Source organism: Massilia sp. CT11-108, from assembly GCF_047302915.1.
Classification (GTDB): domain Bacteria; phylum Pseudomonadota; class Gammaproteobacteria; order Burkholderiales; family Burkholderiaceae_D; genus Telluria; species Telluria orientalis.
The window spans coordinates 1-20026 of the sequence record NZ_JBKYMO010000050.1 but is presented as its reverse complement, the minus strand read 5'-3'; the positions used below and the strand labels follow the sequence as shown (position 1 = coordinate 20026).

At 63.8% G+C, this 20026-nt stretch carries 17 protein-coding genes and 1 pseudogene; 10 read left to right on the top strand and 8 right to left on the bottom strand.

Features of this window, described 5'->3' with window-relative positions:
- Positions 1-2145: RNA polymerase sigma factor RpoD (gene rpoD / locus ACEN88_RS07175; protein ID WP_413338281.1), on the top strand; the 2145-nt coding region annotated here is incomplete at its 5' end.
- Positions 2146-2198: 53 nt separating this feature from the next.
- Here rpoD and ACEN88_RS07170 read toward each other — a convergent pair.
- On the bottom strand, positions 2199-2471 hold the full coding sequence (locus ACEN88_RS07170; protein ID WP_413338279.1) for a LysR family transcriptional regulator substrate-binding protein: 273 nt from the start codon (positions 2469-2471) through the stop codon (positions 2199-2201).
- 26 nt (positions 2472-2497) lie between these two features.
- On the opposite strand from ACEN88_RS07170, the pseudogene ACEN88_RS07165 reads away from it, so the two are divergent.
- Together ACEN88_RS07165 and ACEN88_RS07160 are read left to right on the top strand one after the other, a co-directional pair.
- Positions 2498-2599: pseudogene (locus tag ACEN88_RS07165) on the top strand (glutathione transferase GstA); the annotation flags it as partial.
- Entirely contained in the window at positions 2599-2751 is a 153-nt protein-coding gene (locus ACEN88_RS07160) for a hypothetical protein (RefSeq protein ID WP_413338277.1), read from the top strand. The pseudogene ACEN88_RS07165 and the gene ACEN88_RS07160, both read left to right, overlap by 1 nt.
- Here ACEN88_RS07160 and ACEN88_RS07155 read toward each other — a convergent pair whose 3' ends face one another.
- Complete coding sequence (locus tag ACEN88_RS07155) at positions 2752-3252, bottom strand: MarR family winged helix-turn-helix transcriptional regulator (RefSeq protein WP_413338287.1); 501 nt, start codon at positions 3250-3252, stop codon at positions 2752-2754. It lies immediately after the preceding gene.
- A gap of 99 nt (positions 3253-3351) precedes the next feature.
- Between ACEN88_RS07155 and ACEN88_RS07150 the strand changes: the two genes are divergently transcribed.
- The 4 genes from ACEN88_RS07150 to ACEN88_RS07135 all read left to right on the top strand — a co-directional run bounded on the left by ACEN88_RS07150 (position 3352) and on the right by ACEN88_RS07135 (position 6403).
- Positions 3352-4518 carry an MFS transporter gene (locus tag ACEN88_RS07150; RefSeq protein ID WP_413338285.1) on the top strand — a complete coding sequence of 389 codons (1167 nt, stop codon included), beginning with the start codon at positions 3352-3354 and terminating at the stop codon, positions 4516-4518.
- Between the two features lie 157 nt (positions 4519-4675).
- On the top strand, positions 4676-5254 hold the full coding sequence (locus ACEN88_RS07145) for a transporter (protein WP_413338275.1): 579 nt from the start codon (positions 4676-4678) through the stop codon (positions 5252-5254).
- Positions 5255-5264: 10 nt separating this feature from the next.
- Entirely contained in the window at positions 5265-5573 is a 309-nt protein-coding gene (locus ACEN88_RS07140) for a hypothetical protein (RefSeq protein WP_413338274.1), read from the top strand.
- A gap of 53 nt (positions 5574-5626) precedes the next feature.
- Positions 5627-6403 (top strand): transporter, encoded by a 777-nt coding sequence (locus tag ACEN88_RS07135; protein WP_413338272.1) that lies wholly within the window; start codon positions 5627-5629, stop codon positions 6401-6403.
- Between the two features lie 18 nt (positions 6404-6421).
- On the opposite strand, the gene ACEN88_RS07130 is transcribed toward ACEN88_RS07135, so the two are convergent.
- The 4 genes from ACEN88_RS07130 to ACEN88_RS07115 form a co-directional block, all read right to left on the bottom strand.
- Entirely contained in the window at positions 6422-6691 is a 270-nt protein-coding gene (locus ACEN88_RS07130; RefSeq protein WP_413338270.1) for a PAAR domain-containing protein, read from the bottom strand.
- Positions 6692-6721: 30 nt separating this feature from the next.
- Positions 6722-8356 (bottom strand): DUF2875 family protein, encoded by a 1635-nt coding sequence (locus tag ACEN88_RS07125; RefSeq protein ID WP_413338268.1) that lies wholly within the window; start codon positions 8354-8356, stop codon positions 6722-6724.
- 131 nt (positions 8357-8487) lie between these two features.
- Positions 8488-10845, bottom strand: a complete 2358-nt coding sequence (locus ACEN88_RS07120; protein WP_413338266.1) for a DUF3274 domain-containing protein — start codon at positions 10843-10845, stop codon at positions 8488-8490.
- Complete coding sequence (locus tag ACEN88_RS07115) at positions 10842-13667, bottom strand: type VI secretion system Vgr family protein (protein ID WP_413338264.1); 2826 nt, start codon at positions 13665-13667, stop codon at positions 10842-10844. The genes ACEN88_RS07120 and ACEN88_RS07115 overlap by 4 nt, the downstream gene beginning before the upstream one ends.
- Before the next feature lie 69 nt (positions 13668-13736).
- Here ACEN88_RS07115 and ACEN88_RS07110 point away from each other — a divergent pair, with 69 nt between their 5' ends.
- Positions 13737-13997 (top strand): hypothetical protein, encoded by a 261-nt coding sequence (locus ACEN88_RS07110; RefSeq protein ID WP_413338262.1) that lies wholly within the window; start codon positions 13737-13739, stop codon positions 13995-13997.
- Between the two features lie 25 nt (positions 13998-14022).
- On the opposite strand, the gene ACEN88_RS07105 is transcribed toward ACEN88_RS07110, so the two are convergent.
- Entirely contained in the window at positions 14023-15024 is a 1002-nt protein-coding gene (locus tag ACEN88_RS07105; RefSeq protein ID WP_413338260.1) for a zinc-dependent alcohol dehydrogenase family protein, read from the bottom strand.
- 183 nt (positions 15025-15207) lie between these two features.
- Between ACEN88_RS07105 and ACEN88_RS07100 the strand changes: the two genes are divergently transcribed.
- The gene (locus ACEN88_RS07100) at positions 15208-16119 is read left to right on the top strand and encodes a LysR substrate-binding domain-containing protein (protein ID WP_413338258.1); all 912 of its coding nucleotides are present in this window, start codon (positions 15208-15210) and stop codon (positions 16117-16119) included.
- A gap of 27 nt (positions 16120-16146) precedes the next feature.
- Here the strand turns inward: ACEN88_RS07100 and ppc are convergent, their stop codons facing one another.
- Positions 16147-19062: a phosphoenolpyruvate carboxylase gene (gene ppc / locus ACEN88_RS07095; RefSeq protein WP_413338256.1), complete on the bottom strand. Its 2916-nt coding sequence runs from the start codon at positions 19060-19062 to the stop codon at positions 16147-16149.
- 149 nt (positions 19063-19211) lie between these two features.
- On the opposite strand from ppc, the gene hemC reads away from it, so the two are divergent.
- Positions 19212-20026, top strand: an 815-nt coding sequence (gene hemC, locus ACEN88_RS07090) for a hydroxymethylbilane synthase (RefSeq protein ID WP_413338283.1), incomplete at its 3' end; no start/stop codon positions are given.

The window sequence follows — 20026 nt, the reverse complement described above, 5'->3', positions numbered from 1 at the left end:
ACGACGACGTCCGCGCAGCCGACCGGCACCGTCAGCACGACGACGGACGCCGCCGCGCTGGCCGCGATCGACACGTCCGGCTACCTGCTGCCGCAAGTGAAGGTGCCGGGCCGCCGCGGCCGCAAGCCGAGCGAATTCGTGCCGGAGAACGACGAGATCGCGGCGCTGAACGCCGTCGAGCGCGCCGAGCTGAAGGCCGCGTCGAAACTGCGTGAGCGCAAGGCCAAGGGCAGCGCCAACCTGTTCGGCGCCGCGGAAGGCTTTTCGGCCGAGGAACTGGAAAAGCGCCGCCAGCAGCTGAAGAACCTGATCAACATGGGCAAGGAGCGCGGCTACCTGACCCACGCGGAAATCAACGACCAGCTGCCGGAAAACATCATCGATCCGGAAGCGATCGAAGGCATCATCGCGACGTTCAACGACATGGGCATCGCCGTCTACGAGCGCGCGCCGGAAGCGGAAATGATGCTGCTGTCGGACGCCGTCGTCACGCCGACCTCCGAAGACGAAGTGGAAGCGGCCGCCGCGACCGCGTTGTCGACCGTCGACTCCGACTTCGGCCGCACGACCGATCCGGTCCGCATGTACATGCGCGAGATGGGCGCCGTGTCGCTGCTGACGCGCGAAGGCGAGATCGCCATCGCCAAGCGCATCGAGGATGGCCTGAAGGACATGGTGCAGGCGATCTCCGCGTGCCCGGTGACGATTTCCGAGATCATCGCGCTGTCGCACAAGATCGCCAAGGACGAGCTGAAGATCGATGACGTCGTGGACGGCCTGATCGACCACAACGAAGGCGCCCCCGCCACCGCGCCGGTGACCGGCGCGAGCGACGAGGACGAGGACGAGGAAGACGACGACGTCGGGGAAGAGGAAGACGACGGCGGTGCCGGCGGCAGCGCCGCGGCGGGCTACTCGGCCGAACAGCTGGCCGCGCTGAAGAAGGGCGCGCTGGAGAAGTTCTCCCTCATCGAGAAGCAGTTCGACAAGATGGGTCACGCGTTCAAGACGCAGGGCTATGGCTCGCCGGCCTACACGGCCGCGCAGGAAGTCATCTCGTCCGAACTGCTGGGCATCCGCTTCACGGCGAAAGTCGTGGAAAAGCTGTGCGACACGCTGCGCCACCAGATGGACGAGGTGCGCTCGATCGAACGCGCCGTGCTGGACATCTGCGTGAACCGCTGCGGCATGCCGCGCGCCCACTTCATCAAGGTCTTCCCGGGCAACGAGACGGACCTGGAATGGGTGCAGCGCGAAGTCGATTGCGCGTATCCGTACAGCGCCGTGTTGAAGCGCAACGCCCCGGCGATCCTGGAACTGCAGCAGCGCATGATCGACCTGCAGGCGCGCGTGGCGCTGCCGCTGGCGGACCTGCGCACCATCAACCGCCAGATGGCGGCCGGCGAAAAGCGCGCCCGCACGGCGAAGCGCGAAATGACCGTGGCCAACCTGCGTCTCGTGATCTCGATCGCGAAGAAGTACATCAACCGCGGCCTGCAGTTCCTCGACCTGATCCAGGAAGGCAACATCGGCCTGCTGAAGGCGGTCGACAAGTTCGAGTACCGTCGCGGCTATAAATTCTCGACGTACGCGACGTGGTGGATCCGCCAGGCGATCACGCGTTCGATCGCCGACATGGCCCGCACGATCCGCGTGCCGGTGCACATGATCGAGACGATCAACAAGATGAACCGCATCTCGCGCCAGATCATGCAGGAAACGGGCACCGAGCCGGACATGGCCACGCTGGCGACGAAGATGGAGATGCCGGAATCGAAGGTCCGCGAGATCATGAAGATCGCGAAGGAACCGATCTCGATGGAAACCCCGATGGGCGAGGACGGCGATTCGCAGCTGGGCGACTTCATCGAAGACAACGCCACGCTGGCGCCGCTGGACGCCGCGATGCACGCGTCGATGCGCAACGTGATCAAGGAAGTGCTGGACTCGCTGACCCCGCGCGAAGCGAAGGTGCTGCGCATGCGCTACGGCGTCGAGATGTCGAACGACCACACGCTGGAAGAAGTGGGCAAGCAGTTCGACGTGACCCGCGAGCGTATCCGCCAGATCGAAGCGAAGGCGATGAGCAAGCTGCGCCAGCCGTCGCGCTCGGACAAGCTCAAGACGTTCCTGCAGAACCAGTAAGCGTTACGCGAGTCCCGAACAGCCGCGCCGCCCGTCCGGGCCGCGCGGCTTTTTCATTGCGCGGGCAGAAGTCCTGTGAGGAAAGCCTGCACCGGGCGGGACGCCTTCCCGGTTTCGGCGCAGACCAGGCCGAATTCGCGGTGAACAGGCGGCGTCAGCTGCATGACGCGCAGTCCGCGCCGGTCTTCAGGCAACGTCGATTCGGGCACGAGGGCGACGCCCATGCCTTCGCGCACCAGCATGCAGGCGCTGGCCCAGTCGCGCACGGTCACGCGGATGTCCGGCAGGCGCAGGCCCGCCTGTTCCACGAGACTCCGGCCGTGCACGGCGCAGCCGCCCGTCCCGGCGCGCCATGAAGCTGTACTACGCCCCCCATACCTGTTCGCTGTCTCCGCATATCGTGTTGCGCGAACTCGGCCTGCCGTTCGATCTCGTCAAGGTGGACAGCAAGACGTGTTGGGCCGCCAGGATCATCTGGCGGGCGCGTCTTTCAGCGTCGCCGACGCCTGCCTCTTCACCGTGCTGGGCTGGTGCAGGTTCTTTGCCATCGATCGCGGCCACTGGCCCGCGGTACTGGCATCGGTACACGCCGAAACCACGACGTGATCAGCCTGGCGCCTTGCCGCTGGTCGAGGCGAGGAGCTTGGCCAGGAGCGTTGAAAGTTGCGCCTGCTCCTTGTCCGTCAACCCGCTGACGATCGCCTGCTGGTTGGCGACATGCTCGGCAACAGCCTCGTCGATGAGGGTAAGTCCCGCGGCGGAGAGCGCCACCAGGGTGCCCCGGCCATCCCTTGGGTTGGGCTGCCGTTGCACGAGCCCGGCCTTTTCCAGCCGATCGATGCGGTTGGTCATACTGCCCGACGAGATCATGGCCGCTTCGTAGAGGTCGGTCGGCGTCAGCGCAAAGGGCGGTCCGCTGCGCCTCAGCGTTGCCAGCACGTCGAATTCGCCCGGCTGCAAGCCGAAGCGCGCGAATAGCGGATTGAGGTGGTCGCGCATGATCACCACGCCCGCTTCGCCCAGTCGTCCCAACAGGATCATGGGTCCCACGTCGAGATCCGGGCGTTCGCGCGCCCATTGTTCCGCTGCTTTCTGCGCTCTATCCATGTTTGCAAGTATCTTGATGTAGAGATAAAATATCTTCACATCAAATTATATGGAATGCCGATGGCGCAGCCAAGCGCCAAACGCTTCCAGGAATTCATCATGGTAGAACCACGCGGCGCATTTGCATTTCCGGCAGCGGTAGTGCTCGTTGGAATCAACCTTCGTCCCACGATGGCGACGATCGGGCCCCTGCTCGACGTGATCCAGCGCGAGACGGGGCTGGGCGATACCGGGGCCAGCCTGCTGACCACGCTTCCGGTCGCATTGATGGGCGTGTGCATGCTGGGCGCGTCCCGTCTGCAAGCCGCATTCGGCGCGCGCCGGGGCATCGCGTCCGGCGTGCTGCTCGTCGTGCTGGCCTGCCTGGGACGCTGGGTGTGGAGCGGCCCCACGGCGTTGCTCGCGACGGCGATCGCAGGCGGCATCGGTATCGCGCTGGTCCAGGCTTTGATGCCGATGGTGATCCGGCACCGCGCGGGAGGGCACACGGCAACGGTGATGGGGATTTATTCGACGGCAATCATGGGCGGGGCGATGATCTCCAGCGCAGCCAGTCCATGGCTGGCGCAAGGCATGGACTGGACCGCAGCCCTGGGCGTATGGGTGTTTCCCGCCCTGGTGGGACTGGTGGCCTGGTGCCTGGCTACGTCGCAACCCGACGTACTTCCTGTGCCCACGGCACGGCGCCCGGTCCACCGGAAGCCGCGCGGCTGGCTCCTGCTGGGTTTTTTCGGCCTGGGCACCGGCGCCTATACCCTGGTACTGGCGTGGTTGCCGCCGTTTTACACACAGCTCGGCTGGTCGCCGGAAGCGGCGGGGGCGTTGCTCGGCGCCCTGACCTGCGCGGAAGTGGCGGCAGGGATCGCCGTGTCCGCCGTGGTCGGCCGGACGCCCGACCGGCGCGTGGTGCTGCTCCTGGCGATCGGCGCGCTCCTCGCGGGGATGCTCGGCTTGTCCGTCGCCCCGGCCGCGCTCGCATGGCCGGCGGCACTGCTGGCCGGGTTCGGCATCGGTGCCCTGTTCCCCCTGTCGCTCATCGTCGCGATGGACCATGGCGATAACCCGGCGGATGCCGGTGCCATCGTGGGTTTCGTCCAGGGCGGCGGCTACCTGCTGGCGGCGATCCTGCCGCTCGTTGCCGGACTGCTGCGCGAGCATCTCTCGAATCTCGCACCCGCATGGTGGTTGATGGCCGCGCTGTGCCTCGTGCTGGCGCTCATCGCCATTCCGTTGCGCCCTGGTCATCGCATTTCTTTCCAGGGTTGATGCACGGCGTTCGACATGGCGGTCCGGCAAGCTGTGTTGTGCCGCCCCGACACAAGTTATCAAACGAAAAATGGTCCTATCGGGACATTCACAATCTGTCTGGTATTGCTGAGCCAGCTTGCGGATACTTGGCACATCGACTGTTCCGAATATCCGCATGGATCGCTTTTCTTCCCTTTTGTTAGCCGCCGCCTGCGGCCTGCCGCTCGCCGCATCGGCCGGCGCTGACGACACGATGACCTCCGACCGTCCCGACGTCGTCGAATCGAGCCAGGTCGTCGGCAAAGGCCGCCTGCAGCTGGAAACGAGCCTGCAGTGGGAGCGCGACCGCACCGACGGCGCCACGGTACGCACGCTGACCATGCCGACCCTGCTGCGCATCGGCCTCGGCGAGACGATGGAACTGCGCTTCGAAACGGACGGCCGCACCATCGAGCACGCGGGCGGCGCGACGATGGCCGGTTACGCCGACACGTCCGTCGGCATCAAATGGCACACGGCCGACCAGGATGGCGCCACCCCGTCGCTGGGCTGGCTGCTGCACGCGGACCTGCCCGGCGGCAGCAAGGCGTTCCGTGATGTCGCGGCCGACCGCGGCGGTACGCAGGCCGTCTTCGACACCGGCGTGACCTGGCTGGTCACGAACGACATCCAACTGGACGCCGCGGTGAGCCGCGGCCTGAACCGCCGCACGCCGGACCTGGGCATCGGCCTGGGCCTGTCGGTCCGCCGTTAAAGGAACTCCCATGCTGGCCTGGAACGTCACCGCCATCGCCTTCGTCGTGATGGTCGGCGGCATCGGCGAACTGGCCGTCGGACAGCTCGACGGCGCCATGGACGCCATCACCGGCAACGGCAGCGCCATCCGCCACCAGATGCAGGCCGACCAGGCGCATGACGCCCTCCGGGCCGCCGCGCGCGCCGCGTATCCGGCGTTCATGGAGCGTTTCCACGTACTCGAAAAAAGCATGGAGACGCTGTCCGGACGCATCGAAGCCGGGTCGGACGACACCCGCGCCGCCGGCGGCCACGCCGCGCGCCTGGCCCTGCAATGATTACGATGTAGACAGGTTGGGCCGCGCCGGCCCGGTCTTGGCATACTGTCGGTATGCAAACTTCGATCCGCTCCGCTTCCCTGGCCTGCCTGCTGGCAGGCGTCCTGTCCGTCCCGGCCGCCCATGCGGACGACGACACCATCAACCCCGACCGTCCCAACGTCGCCAACTCGAGCCAGGTGGTGGGCAGCCACCGCATCCAGCTCGAGACGGGCGTGCAATGGGATCGCCAGCGCGACCTTGACGTGCACGTGCGCACGCTCACGACGCCGACGCTGCTGCGCATCGGCGTCTCGAACGCGTTCGAACTGCGCGTGGAGACGGACGGGCGCACCATCGAGCACGCGAGCGACCCCGCGTCCGGCGCGCATACGGTCAGTGCGGGCTGGGCCGATCTGTCCGCCGGTGTGAAGTGGCACGTCGCCGACCAGGACGGCATGCGGCCATCCGTCGGGATGATCGCCGAGGTGGCGCTGCCCACGGGCAGTGCGGCGCTGCGCGGCAGCGGGTTCCGGCCCGCGGTCGAGCTGCCGGTGGAGTGGGATCTCGGGCACGACTGGTCGCTGGGCGTGATGCCGGGCATGGTGCGCGATAGCGACGTTACGTACGGCGTGTTCGCGGCGTCGGTCGGGAAGGCGTTCAGCGAGCGGCTGCACGGTTTCGCGGAAGTGGCCGCGCCGCAGATCGGGCACGGGACGCAGGCGATAGTGGACACGGGCGTGGCGTGGCTGGTGAACAGGGATTGCCAGATCGACGCGATGGTCGTGCATGGGGTGAATCGCCAGACGCCGGGGCTGAGCCTGGCGTTTGGCGTGTCCGTCAGACGCTAACGTCGTACGCGACTTACGCTATATCTTTGTGCTGAAATGCTGAAAGCTTGAGATCAGCTTCGCTCCACAACTCAGACTGTCGCCATCGAAAGCGATGTGCTTGCCGCTGATTGTATGGTGCGGAGAACCGCTGGTGATCGTGCAGCCTGAGTGGCCAGGGATGGGACAACTGCACGTGTCGCCCACGCAGGCGACCGGAATCCCGTGAACTTTGAAATGCGACGCGCTGGCGCTGATCACTTTGCCGCCGTGGGTTGTGGCGTCGCCTAGCCTGATGACGTTTTTCATGGTGGGTATCCGGTTTGAATACGAACATGGCTACCTGACGGCCGTGGCAGCGTCGCTCTCTGCAGGGGGCGTCATCGATCTGATACTACGGAACACGTCACCGCGTGATTCCTGCTGGGCTTTGCGTTTTTCTTCTGAAGGGGGACTGATGAAAATGAACGTCGCCTCGTGCGGATCGCGCAGATTGACGGCGAGGCTCGGGCCGCCGGCACGGTAGCTGCCCATTACGCCAATCGCCATCTGCATGAACAAGGTGGCCGCGCCGGTATTGCCGAGGCGCCGGTCGATGTTGATGAACTGGTCCAGCTTGCCGCTGTCGATTTCGGGACCGCCTTGCGCGGCGTATTGATGCAGCATGCCTTCGAGGGCGACCAGTTGCTCGGTTTGATTGTTCGTGGCTGCGATCACGCGCGCCGGGCCCTTGGCGCGCTCGGTCTCGGGCAGCGTGCGCAGTGCTTCCTGCAGGCCTTCCACTAATGCTTTTTGCCGCGCATCGCGCCGGGGGAGTGGCTTGCCGTGTTCGTCCGTGGTCTTGACGAAAACTGGTCGGTGGATGAAGCCGAGCGTTGCCATGCTGTCGAATTGTTGAAGCTGTAGTTTGCTCCATGGGATGGGGAACCAGGGCGTCGGTTTCCAGTCGAGTGGGGGACGGTGCTTGGCGTTGAATTCGCGATCCAGGAAACTGATCTGGCCGGTACCGCGGATGTCCGGGCGCTTGCTGAACTTGGCGGCGTATTCGACCCATTCGGCAGCAGTTACCGATCGACCTACGGCCGAAGTGTAACCATTCGGACAGGGTACCGATTTCTGTAAGTCGAGGTAGCCGAGGTACAGGCGTCTTGCGACACCGTCGCGATTGAGCACTTCCATTGGCGTGCGGTAGTCGTCGATATCTTCGTAGGTGAAAGGGCGGATCGGATCGACCCGCTCGCGGCGGGCGAGCACAAAAAGGGCCGAAGCGTCAGGCATTTTGGGGATGTAGTAGCCTTCTTTGACGAGCGGTGGGGAACCGGAGGGGCGCGACACGTGCCGGACATCGTCGCCGTCGTCTGAGTTCAAAACGACATAGGGAACATCGGGGTTCACGTCAAAGAACTCGAACACCTCTTCGAGAATGCGGTCCGGCCGCTCGGCAAAGCGCGCTGGACCCGCTACGAACAAACTAGTGGACATGCCCGATGATTCAGCAGATGCTGCGAGACCCATGTCAGGCATAAGTGGGTTGGCTGCATATTCGCTCATGTCCGGAGGTCTTGCATTAAAGACCGGGGTGCCCCATTCGGTTACGGTATATCCGGCACCGTTTTCCAAGGTGTCTCCACTCCGTCCGCCGCTTTGGCCGAGTTTGTCAAACATTGTCCAAGGATATTTTTTTGGATCTTGCTCACGAAGCGATGTGTACGGGTTGCCAGATTGCAGTGCGTCCCATAGCTTGCCTTGACGGTATTTGTCTAGCGTGACACCAAGATTGATTACTTCCAACACGTATTCGCGCTTGCCTTGCGCAGTGTGTGCCACCTCGACCTGCTCACGTGCCTTTTCCGCCGCTGCGGCCGATGCCAGAGCCTGTCGTGCGTCCGCTTCGCGTGCCGCTAGCACCCAACGCCCGCCAAGCACCAGTCCTATTCCCAATGCGGTTGCCAAAAACCACCAAGGTGTCCTCATTGCTGTCTCCGTCGGAGTAGATGCCGCTATTGCGCTTGTTGAAATGGTAAAAAATACCAAATGCGTCAAATGGAGTATTGCGTTGTCTGATAAGCGTTTTGCCAGCAGTAACCGATTTTTGTATAGCGTACTCATGTGTTCACCCGTCCAGTTTGGTCGACCGTGCCAGCCGTCGATTCAACGACAAGGCACGGCGGGATTCCCTCTGGTGGAAGCGGCAGGTCAGCGGGTAATGTTCCGGTTGCGTAATAAATTTGGGTATTTTCGATAAGCGTCTTTCGCCAAGGCCGCTCGTCAGCCCAGTAGTCCGCAAACTGTTGCAGGAACTCGCTCCATTTGAGCATGCCTGGTCGAAGCTTTTGCTTAATAGGTGGATCTTTCAACCGCCAATCCGCCACCGCGCACAAGTACTTGTAAAACAACGGATCCGTCGGCGCCTTGCCGCCACCAATTGCAACGTCGTACGCGGTCACCTGGCTATGGTTTTTGCGGCCACCATAAATCGCACTGTGGAACGACCGGGCCATATTCGTTTTTTGCCAGCGCAGCCGGGCCTCGTTCGGCGTTTCGGTTCTTTCGATCAGCAACTTGGGCGGACTGAGGGGGCGTTCAAAACCGACATCCAGGCAAACGTACAGATTCTTAACCTCGCACATGTCTTCAACCTTTTTGTCGCGATTGAGCTGTCCCGCGAGCACGGACCGCTGATCGTTGACTTTTGCCACTCTACTCACATGCAGGTCCGGACGAGGGCTTGGAATCGGTTGATAGCCCCGCAACCTGGTGGCGATGCCACACGTATCGGAGATGCATTCCCAATGATGCCCGTCAATGCCATACTTGCTGGTAACGGAGATCGCCGCGTCGATCTGATCGACGTTCTCGCTTGCTCCGTAGCGGCTATGCGCATCGGGGAAGGCGCCTTCGCCCATGCTTGCCGCCACAGCCTTCGGCAGGGCTTCGCCCGTGATGCGGCGCAGGCCAAACCGTGCCCGCTCTTCAGGAGACATACTGTCAGGCGCATCAGCCGGGGTGGGCAAGTGTTGGCGCAGGCCGGCGTTGCTTGCGAACGTGTCGCTGGCGGCTGTATGGGCATAGTCGTTTTCGCCAGTTACCCGAAGCACAAAGTCGTGCGGGGCTTGTCCAACGAGAACCGGCTTCCCATTCCGGAAATCCGGGCGACGTTTCAATGTGAAGACGCGCTGAAAGAATCCGTGGCCCAATTCGGAAAGCGGTTTGCGTGTCTCGGTAATCAGCACGGATTGCGATGGACCAAAATTATCGACCGGCGCAGTTGCGTCAAATGGGCGAGTTTCTCGACGTTGACCACGTTGGAAATCGGGCACGCCCTGCCAGCCGATCCCTTCCACGCCGGAAAATGCCACGGTCATATCTTCCGGAGAAAAATAAAGATAGACTTTGCCGCGGTTATCGCGGTCCTTCTCGGCGTCCCATTTGGGACCAACCGTCCCCATATGCTTCTTCGTGTTTGTCAGTTCCGATAACGGTGGCGTTGCATGCTTGTTGGTGTGCACGCCGTTGACAATGTTCGCCAAGGTGGCCAGACGTGCATGTAATGTCTGGCCACCTTTGATGTACCGGTAACGGTTCTGTTTGGTTGTCATCAGCGAATCCGAACCTGAGTACATGTTCGCGAGCTTTGCTCCTACGGGTAGTTCTGCGACAAGACTATAAGGCGGGTTGCACAGGATGAGTGTATCGGCCGGACGCGCACCAGGCTGGTCCTTTTGCATTTTGGGATCAAGCAGAAAAGCCTGTGCCAGCAAACTGAGCAAACAACCCTGGCTGTGAGCGACGATTGAGACCGTTTCGTTTTCGTCGTAGTCGCGGATCATTGAGATGAGCGCAGCCAACCGCCGCGCCGCAAGGATCATGTAAAGGCGGCCCGGATTATTCAGGATCGGGTGGGTCGCATCGTGCGACGCCCAATTCAGGATCCCGAAGGAATCGCTCTTGCCCCGATTCCACATTTCTAAAAGCGACGATGTCGCGTTGGAGAATGGGCCGCCTTCTTTCGAGTAATCCCTGTCCAGTCGGTTGTCGTAGCGGTCAAGGGCTTGGCCATGCGGTGTTTTTCTCCAATCCTGTATGTGCGCAGATTCTTCGCGAAACCCCCAGTAGAACGGGATGACCGGGCTGTGCGTATCGTCGGTAATCTGACGTTTATAGAAAACAACGTCAGGATCTTCCTCTACCTTGTCGCGGTCAGCGGTTTGCGGCATGCGATATGCACCGGGCTTCAGGTCCCCGCACAGCCGTTCCGCCAGCCCCTCGCACAAACCCGATTCCACCGCGTCGTAACTGACGCCTACATCGTTCACGCCATGCACGAGAATGATCGAACCGGGCAGATTGTGCTTGACGCCGACGATTTTCTTGTTGCCTTGCCCCGGTAACGTTACGCCTTCTCCCTTCCCCCGGCTGAATGGCAGTTTCTTGTAAAGTGAAGCGCTCTTTGCGTCAGTCATGGCTGGCTTCCCTCCTTGAGATCAATGCTTGCAACGTGCATCTGGTCGTGCTTCAAGATCGTGGTGGTCCCTTGAGCGTCAGTGCTACCCGCGCCGCCGCCGGCCGCCGATTCGATCTCGTAAGCCAAGCCGGCCGCCGGCACGCCGCCGTCGAGGTGCGGGTAGAGCCGAGGTTCGAACTTGAGATCCGTCCCGTCCTTCTTGAACGTGGGGAGCTGCGCGGTCATCGTCTCCGGCCCATCCCAAATGAAATCGGGTCCGTGGAACTTGAGGGCCTCCTTGCTCCCGAGGACCGGGGATCCATCCCCGAGCTTGAGGAATGATCCATCTTGTGCGACCAAGAGGATGGTCTTGGCCGATACCGTGATCGCGCCTTCGCTGGCCGTCACCTGAATGTCCTTGGCCGAGTTGACAGCGATGTCGTCATGCTGGCTTTGCACAAGCAGTTTGCCGACGTGGGCGATCGCACTGAGTCCGCCGCCGCGCGCAAAGAGCGAGATGCCGTTGCCGGCATTGACTGCAAAGCGTTGGCCCGCCGTGAGTTGGAGATGCTGCAGGGCGGTTGTGTCGACATTGGTGGCCGAGTAACTGACGATAGCCTTCGAGCTCGCGAAGCCGATGCCGGCTGGCGAGGTCACCGCGATGACGGGCTCTCTTGGCTCGGCGGCTTCGGGCGCGGTGTTGCTTCCGTCCTCCCAATTCTTGAATCGCGCGCGCAGTGCATCCTGTTCCTTGGCATCGATCGCCAGGCCGTTGTGCTCTGCGGCGTAGTTGCCGAGTGAAGTGCACAGTTCACCGCATTCGCGCAGCAGGTCGAGGTATTCGTTGCGTGCGAGCTGGGCACCCTTGCTGTCAGAGCCGTCGAGCAGTTTCCAGGCACTCAGCAAGATACCGCGTGCCGCGCGCAGGGCAATCGCTTCGTTGGTGCGTAATTCCGCGCCGTCACCGCGTGGCCGCGCACCGTTCTCTCGGCGCGGCTCAGTGAGATAACCAAGGTTCAGCTCCGTTTTGCCATGGTCGCTGGCCAGCTGCGCACTGATCTGGCCCGTCGTATCGTCGAGCCGAACCTGGTTACCGCGCCGGCCACGTATCTCCCGGCTGCGCAGGCCGGACTGATAGCGTGTATCGGGCAACGCGTCCTCTCCGACAAACATGGGCGGTGGCGAATCGCCGTTGTACATTTGGCCGATGATGACTGGCTTGTCGGGATCGCCGCCTGCAAATTCAATCAGCACTTCGGTGCCGACAGGGGGCAGGAGGCGAGCCCCGAGACCATTGCCGGCCCAACTGGACGAGACACGGACCCAGGCCGAGTCGCGATCGGAATCGGAACTGCCGGCACCCGCCGCATGGGCATGCTCTTCCCGGCACGTGGCCAGAAAGCGGACTTTGACACGGCCCAGTGAGTCGCACCACACAACTTCGTTCTCCGGGCCGACGACGATTGCCGACTGCAGCTGCGGGCGCGGAAGAACGGGGCGAGGTGGAACGATGCGGATGCTTCTACGAACACACGTGAAGCTTGTCTTGTAGCGCAGCGTCCGGTTTTCGTCGGTCCGCTGCTGCGCAGTGGTGTCGCGGGCCCAGCCGCTGCGTTCGAAGAGCCGCTCCACACGTGCGCCAATGTCCACCGGTAGGTTGTTCTCCGCAGCGATATGCTGGGATGTGACGACGAACTGCCGCTCGCTGTCGGGATGGGTGTCGATTTCTGGATGGCCTTTCAGGCTGAACCACTCGCCGACGGCCAGGTCGCGTACGCTGCCTTCGCCTTTGAACCATTTGGCGGCGTACTCGTGGTAAGCCATCTGCGCGTCGTTCAGGTCCGACAGATCGCGTGGACTGTCGCCGAGGTGCGGGGCTGTAAATTGGTAATGGTCCAGTCCGGCGGCCAGTTGGTTTCCGTGCTCGCCCTGATCGGCCTGAGCCGGTACCTGGGCCGTCATGAACATCGTATTGCTGGGCTGAAGGTAGTCCCAGCTGAATAATGACGTACTCCCCGAACGGAGCGCACGTACCGCGCTCCAGCCGGTGATGGTGTCGCGCTGCTCAGTTGCATCGTCGCGATGAAATCGCACCAACCCGGCGGCATTTTGATCGAGTTGACTCGAGTCGGCGAACAATACCAAGGTATGTCCGATCCTTGACGGCGTCCGACCGGTTTCGGATGACCCGGCTCCCGTCGTCAGCCCGGGACGAAAAAACCAGGCGATGCCGCGTCGTTGCAGCAATCGACGGACGAAGTCGGCGTCTGACTCGTTATGCTGCATGATGAACTGGCGCTTGGGCAAACGGCGATTGGCGAGGCTGGCGTCGATTGCCAAATCGAAGGATGCTCCCAAAACCCCCATACTTTTCTGCCATTCGGCGACCAGTATCTGCACGATATCCAGTTCGCTTTTATCTCGGAACACACGTGTGTTGAATTTGTTTTCCAGCACCGACAGCGCATCGCTCATGACTAATTGATACGTGGCGAGCCCGCCGTCGCTTTGGCCCGAAGCAGCCTCAGTGACGAGCCCGCATATACGGCGTAGCTGGCCGCGGTCGGTGACGATTTGCAGTTCGGCAGGGACACCGATGAAGTTCTTGAGGGGCAGGGTCGCGTTCTCGGACACACACAGCATCCGGAATTTGAATCCGCCGCAGATCGCTTCGTAACCGATTACTCGTTGCGGCAGGAGCGACTCCTTTCCGGCCTTGATCATTCCATCAAGAAGCAGGCGAAGCGGCCGGTGGCGATCTCTCAGCACGTATTGAATTTCGGCGAACGTTCTTGCGATGTCGGGATCAGCCATCGGTCGTACCCCTTTCAGGATGTTCACGCTCTGTGTACGGTGGGTACCCCAAACGTTGCGCTGGGGAACCTTGCAATTATTCAAGCTCATGCTTGAGTGACATTTGAGCGAACTCAACCTGACGACCGTCGCGAGAGCGCGTCGTACAACCTGGAGAGCCGCGCTGAAAACGAACAGGGCCAGCAGCATCGCGAAGTCGGGAAAGCGTTCAGCGAAAGGCTGCACGGCTTCGCGGAAGTGGCCGCGCCGCAGATCGGGCACGGGACACAGGCGATCGTGGACACGGGCGTGGCGTGGCTGGTGAACAGGGATTGCCATGGGCTCAGCCTCGCGTTCGGGATCTCGGTGCGGCGCTGATCCCGGACGCGACGTGTCCCCCTGCTCAGGCCACCGACACGACCAGCTTGCCGGCGGCGGTGCCGTCGGCGATGGCGCGATGCGCGTCGGCCACGTTGGCGAGCGTGTAGTCGGTCGGGTCGATGCGAATATTGACCTTGCCGGCTTCCACCAGCCGGGTGGCCTCGCGCATGATGGCGCCGTGCGCGGCGCGGCGCTTGCCGCTGATGAGGGGCAGCAGCGTGAAGACGCCCGAGTACGTCGCGGCACGGAAGGACAGCGGCGCCAGCGCATGGGTGCCCCAGCCGAGGGCGCTGACGACGTGGCCCCCATACAGGCGGGCGGCGCGGAACGAGGCGTCGAGGGTGGCACCGCCGACCGTGTCGAAGACGATGTCGAAGCCTGCGCCGTCCGTGTACTGCGCCACGTAGTCGTCCACGGTGCGCGTGCGGTAGTCGATCGCGGTGGCGCCGTATCCTTCGATGATCTCGCGCTGGCTTGCCGAGCCGGTCGCATACACGTCGGCGCCGAAAGCGCGGGCGATCTGCACGGCGATGTGGCCGACGCCGCCCGCACCGCCGTGGACCAGCACTTTCATGCCCGCGCCGACCTTGGCGCGATCCAGCAGGCCTTCCCAGGCCGTGATGAACACGAGGGGCAGCGCCGCGGCTTCGCGCATCGACATATTGCGCGGTTTGTGTGCCAGCAGGTCCGCATCGACCGCGGCGTATTGCGCCAGCGATCCTTGCACGCCCGCGATGCCGCCCGTCATGCCGTAGACCTCGTCGCCGGGGCGGAAGCCTTCCACGCCGGGGCCGACGGCTTCCACGACGCCGGCCATGTCGATGCCGAGGATTGCCGGCAGGACCGTGTGTGCGTGATCGGCCTTGCCGGCCACGATCTTGGTGTCGAGCGGATTCACGCCGCTCGCCGCGACACGGACCAGGACCTGGCCGGGACCGGCGACCGGACGGGCGACGTCGCGCAGCACGAGGGGTTCGTTGTACGCGGTCAGGACAACGGCTTGCATGGTGGTCGGGTTGCTCATGATATTTCCTTTCGGGCGGTTGTGGTTGGCACCAGCTTCGATCGCAACGCCAGTGAACCCAGTGTAGGAAAAATGCGCAGCCGGAAAAATGGCTCGGCCGCCAATGCAGAATTTCGGATTCGTGGATAATCGGATTGCCACTGTTACAATACCCGCCTGTCACTCATGCCGGGACGAGGAAGCATGGACCGCCTGGATGCATTGAAAGTCTTCTGTTGCGTCGTGGAAGCTGGAGCGTTCAGCCGTGCGGCCGACCGGCTGGGGATTTCCACGTCTTCGGTGACGAACCAGGTGGCGTCGCTCGAGAGCCATTTTCGGGTGAAGCTGCTGAACCGCACGACGCGCCGCATGTCCCTCACCGACGAGGGGCGCCAGTGCTACGACAACGCGGTTCGGCTGCTGGGCGACATGGATGAACTCGAAAGCGCGCTGCGGCAGTCGAATGCGACGCCCAGCGGCGTCCTGCGGGTCGACATGCCGGGCATCGTTGGCGACCTGATTGTCGCGCCGGCGTTGCCGCTGTTCTTCCGCGACTATCCGGATATCACGGTCCGGATGACGGCCAACGACCGCTTCGTCGACATGGTCGAGGAGGGCATCGACGTCCTCGTGCGGATCGGGAACCTGCCCGATAGCCACCTCGTCGCACAAACCCTGGCGACGACGCGTTATGTCTGCTGTGCCGCGCCGGATTATCTGGCACGACGCGGCACGCCGCAGTCGCCCGACGATCTGCCGGCATTCGACTGCCTGAACTTCGTTTATCCGAAATCGCGCCGCATCCGCCCGTGGTTCTTCGAACGGGATGGACAGCCCGCGCCGCTGGCGCTGCGCGGTGTCTTCGGCACGGATCACGTCGAAACGCTGGTGGCGGCCGCGGTGGCCGGCGGCGGCATCATCCAGGTCTTGTCGTTGTCCGTGCAGGACAAGATAGCAAGAGGTGTTCTCGTTCCCGTCCTGGCGGATTACGCCGCCGCCGGGCCGGACGTCTCGGTGCTGTTCCAGCGGCAGCACCTGCGCGCGGCGAAGGTCAAGGCGTTCGTCGACTTCCTGCGCGAGACGTTCAGGCGGCAAGAGCCCGGCGGTTCGGGGTGAACCGCCGGGCGATGGGCGGGCGGTCCGTCAGCCCGTGTTGCGCAACCCGGCCGCCACGCCGTTGATGGAGAGATGGATGCCGCGGTGCACCCGCTCGTCGACCTTCTCCTCGGCCGACAGCGCCCGATGCCGCTGGATCAGCTCGACTTGCAGGTGATTGAGCGGATCGAGATAGGCAAACCGGTTCTGGATCGACCGCGCCAGCAGCGGGTTGTTCACGAGGCGTTCCTCCGTGCCCGTGACGAGCGTGAGGCAATGCAGCGTCTCCGCATACTCGGCCGCGATGCGCTTGAAGATGCGCTCGCGCAGATCGGCATCCGGCACCAGTTCCGCGTAGCGCGATGCGATGGCGAGGTCGGTCTTGGCCAGCACCATGTCCATGTTCGACAGCAGCGTCGCGAAGAACGGCCAGTGCTCTCCCATCTCGCGCAGCAGCGCCAGGCGCTCGTCACGGTCGCCTTCCGCCAGCCAGCCGGAGACGGCGGCGCCGAAGCCGAACCAGCCCGGCAGCAGCAACCGGCACTGGCCCCACGAGAAGCCCCACGGGATCGCGCGCAGGTCTTCGATGCGGCGCGTCGACTTGCGTGACGCCGGGCGCGAACCGAGGTTCAGTTCCGCGATCTCCGCGATCGGCGTCGCGGCGAAGAAATAGTCCGTGAAGCCCGGCGTCTCGTACACGAGGTCGCGGTACGCCTTGTAGGCGCGCTGCGACAGCTCGGCCATCACGGGCTCGAAGCGCGCCAGGCGTTCGATCTGTTCGCGGTCCGCGTCGTGCGGCATCAGGCCCGCTTCCAAGGTCGCGGCGACGAGCAGTTCCAGGTTGCGGCGGCCGATTTCCGGATTGCTGAACTTCGACGAGATGATCTCGCCCTGTTCCGTCAGGCGGATCTGGCCGTTGACGGTGCCCGGCGGCTGCGCGAGGATCGCGTCGTAGCTCGGGCCGCCGCCGCGGCCCACCGTGCCGCCGCGGCCGTGGAACAGGCGCAGCTTGACGTTCGCGTCCGCGAACACCTTCACCAGCTTCAGCTCGGCCTGGTACAGCTCCCAGTTCGACGTCAGGAAGCCGCCGTCCTTGTTCGAGTCCGAATAGCCCAGCATGACTTCCTGCAGGCGGCCCTGGCCCTCGATCACGTCCGATACGATCGGCAGCGCCATCCACGTGCCCATGATCTCGGCCGCGCGCTGCAGGTCGGGGATGGTCTCGAACAGCGGGATCACCATCGCGTCGCTCTTCTTCTCGCTGGGACGGAAGAGCCCCGTTTCCTTTTGCAGCAGCAGGACTTCCAGCAGGTCGGACACTTCTTCCGTGTGCGAGATGATGTAGTTGCGGATCGCGCGCGTGCCGTAGCGCTTGCGGATCTCGCGCGCCGTGCGCAGGATCTGCAGTTCGGAATTCGTGATGTCCGAATAGCTTTCGTACGGCGTGTACAGCAGGCGCGGCTGCGCCAGTTCGTCCAGCAGCAGTCTGACTTTCGCGTCCTCGGACAGCGCGGCGTAATCGCTTTCCACGCCCGCGCGCGCGAACAGCTCGGCCAGCACTTTCTCGTGCACGTCGGAGCTCTGGCGCATGTCGAGCGAGGCGAGGTGGAAGCCGAAGATGCGCGCGGCGCGTACGAGGCCGTTCAGGCGCGGCACGGCGAGGATCGCGCCGTGGTTTTCGTTCAGCGAATCGGCGAGCACCTGCAGCTCGGCGCGGAATTCGGATGCGTCGCGGTACGCGTCCGCATGGCCCACTTCCTTGCGCAGGATGTTGGTGGCGCCCAGTTCGCGCGCCGTCGACGCGAGGCGGGCGTAGACGCCGATCAACGCGCGGCGGTACGGCTCGTCGCTGCGGTGCGGGGAGTGGTCAGGCGACGCATCGGCCAGCGCCAGCAGCGCGGGGCTCGCGGACACGAGCAGCGTGGACGGCGACAGCTCCGCGCCCAGCGCGTGCACTTCGTCGAGATAGAAATCGAAGATGGTCGTCGAGTGGCGCACGAGCGCGCGCTGCATCGTCGCGGCGTTGACGTTCGGGTTGCCGTCGCGGTCGCCGCCGATCCAGCTGCCCATCTGCATGTAGGCCGCGTCGTCCAGGCCGGCGGCCGCCGTACCGTACTGCGCCGCGATCTCTTCCTCGACGTCGTCGTACACGGCCGGCAGCTCGCGCAGGAATGTCGTCCGGTAGTAGGACAGGGCGTTCTCGATCTCGTCCGCCACCGTCAGTTTTTCGTAGCGCAGCATGCGGGTCTGCCACAGCGTCGCGATGCGCGCCTGCAGCAGTTGCAGGTTGCGCGCGCGTTCCTTCGGCGTCAGCGGCAGGTCGCGCTCGGCCAGCAGGCGCGCGATGTCGTGCTCGGCGTCGAGCGTCGACTTGCGCTGGACTTCGGTCGGGTGCGCCGTCAGAACAGGGGCGATCAGCGCTTCGCGGAGAAAAGCCTCCACCGTACTCTGCGCGACGCCGGCGTCCTTCAACCGGGTGAGGGCGTAGGCGACGCTGGACGGCTGCGGCTTCGAGCCGGCCAGCAGGTGGGCGCGGCGGCGGCGGATGTGGTGCTGGTCTTCCGCGATGTTGGCCAGGTGCGAGAAGTACGAGAAGGCGCGCACGACGGAGTTCGTCTCTTCGCGCGACAGTTTCGCCAGCAGTGTCTTGAGTTCGGTGCCGGCTTGCTCGTCGTCTTCGCGGCGGAAGCGCACGGCGGTCTGGCGGATCGTCTCGACGACGTCGAACACGGCTTCGCCTTCCTGATCGCGCAGCACGTCGCCGAGGAGGCGGCCGAGCAGGCGGATGTCTTCTTTCAGCGGCGCGTCCTTGTCGACGTTGCCGGGCGGTTGGGGGGAGAGTGCAGCGGGATTGTCCATATCGACCATGGTTGAATTGTTGAAACTGCAGATACAACGAATCGGTATTACCAAAGGTCCTGCGGGGCGCGCTGGCGGTTTGCCATGGCCTGCTGGTAGGCCCATGCTAGAATTTGTGATCTCAGGTATGGGCTTAACCGGCGCTGCCCGATCCGGGCGCAACGACAGTGAAAGAAACCGTTTTGAACTCCAACGACACGACGCAGCACGTTCCCGCGCAACTGATTATCGCATCGCGCGAAAGCCGCCTGGCCATGTGGCAGGCCACGCATGTGCGCGACCGGCTCGCAGCATTATATCCGCAGTGCCAAATCGACATTCTCGGCATGACCACGCGCGGCGACCAGATTCTCGACAAGACGTTGTCGAAGGTCGGCGGCAAGGGTTTGTTCGTGAAAGAGCTCGAAGTGGCGATGGCCGACGGCCGTGCCCACCTGGCCGTGCACTCCCTCAAGGACGTGCCGATGGAATTGCCGGAAGGCTTTGAATTAGCCGCCATCCTCGAACGCGAAGACCCGCGCGACGCGTTCGTCTCCAACGATTTCGACAGCCTGGCCGCGTTGCCGTCCGGCAGCATCGTCGGCACGAGCAGCCTGCGCCGCCAGGCCCTGATCGCCGCGCGCTATCCGCAGCTCGTGATCAAGCCGCTGCGCGGCAACCTCGACACGCGCCTGGGCAAGCTCGACCGTGGCGACTACGCCGCGATCATCCTCGCCGCCGCCGGCCTCAAGCGCCTGGGCCTCACGCGCCGCATCCGTGCCTACCTCGAGCCGGAAGACAGCCTGCCGGCCGCAGGGCAGGGCGCGATGGCGATCGAGATCCTGTCCGGCAATGCCGCCGGTTTCGACGTCCGCGCACTGCTGGCGCCGCTGAACCACACGCAGACGGCGCAGGCCGTGCAGGCCGAACGTAAAGTGTCGCAACTGTTCGGCGGCAGCTGCCAGATCCCGCTGGCGGCGCACGCGACCGTCGACGGCGACACCTTGCACCTGCGCGCCATGGTCGCGACGCCGGACGGCCGCCGCAGCGCGTTCGCGGACGCCAGCGGCCCCGCCGCGTTGCCGGAGGC

Coding starts and splice junctions, on each gene's coding strand:
- ACEN88_RS07155 (WP_413338287.1), bottom strand. CDS start 3,252: ATGGATAGAGCGCAGAAAGCAGCGGAACAATGGGCGCGCGAACGCCCG.
- ACEN88_RS07150 (WP_413338285.1), top strand. CDS start 3,352: ATGGTAGAACCACGCGGCGCATTTGCATTTCCGGCAGCGGTAGTGCTC.
- ACEN88_RS07145 (WP_413338275.1), top strand. CDS start 4,676: ATGGATCGCTTTTCTTCCCTTTTGTTAGCCGCCGCCTGCGGCCTGCCG.
- ACEN88_RS07140 (WP_413338274.1), top strand. CDS start 5,265: ATGCTGGCCTGGAACGTCACCGCCATCGCCTTCGTCGTGATGGTCGGC.
- ACEN88_RS07135 (WP_413338272.1), top strand. CDS start 5,627: ATGCAAACTTCGATCCGCTCCGCTTCCCTGGCCTGCCTGCTGGCAGGC.
- ACEN88_RS07130 (WP_413338270.1), bottom strand. CDS start 6,691: ATGAAAAACGTCATCAGGCTAGGCGACGCCACAACCCACGGCGGCAAA.
- ACEN88_RS07125 (WP_413338268.1), bottom strand. CDS start 8,356: ATGAGGACACCTTGGTGGTTTTTGGCAACCGCATTGGGAATAGGACTG.
- ACEN88_RS07120 (WP_413338266.1), bottom strand. CDS start 10,845: ATGACTGACGCAAAGAGCGCTTCACTTTACAAGAAACTGCCATTCAGC.
- ACEN88_RS07105 (WP_413338260.1), bottom strand. CDS start 15,024: ATGAGCAACCCGACCACCATGCAAGCCGTTGTCCTGACCGCGTACAAC.
- ACEN88_RS07100 (WP_413338258.1), top strand. CDS start 15,208: ATGGACCGCCTGGATGCATTGAAAGTCTTCTGTTGCGTCGTGGAAGCT.
- ppc (WP_413338256.1), bottom strand. CDS start 19,062: ATGGGCCTACCAGCAGGCCATGGCAAACCGCCAGCGCGCCCCGCAGGA.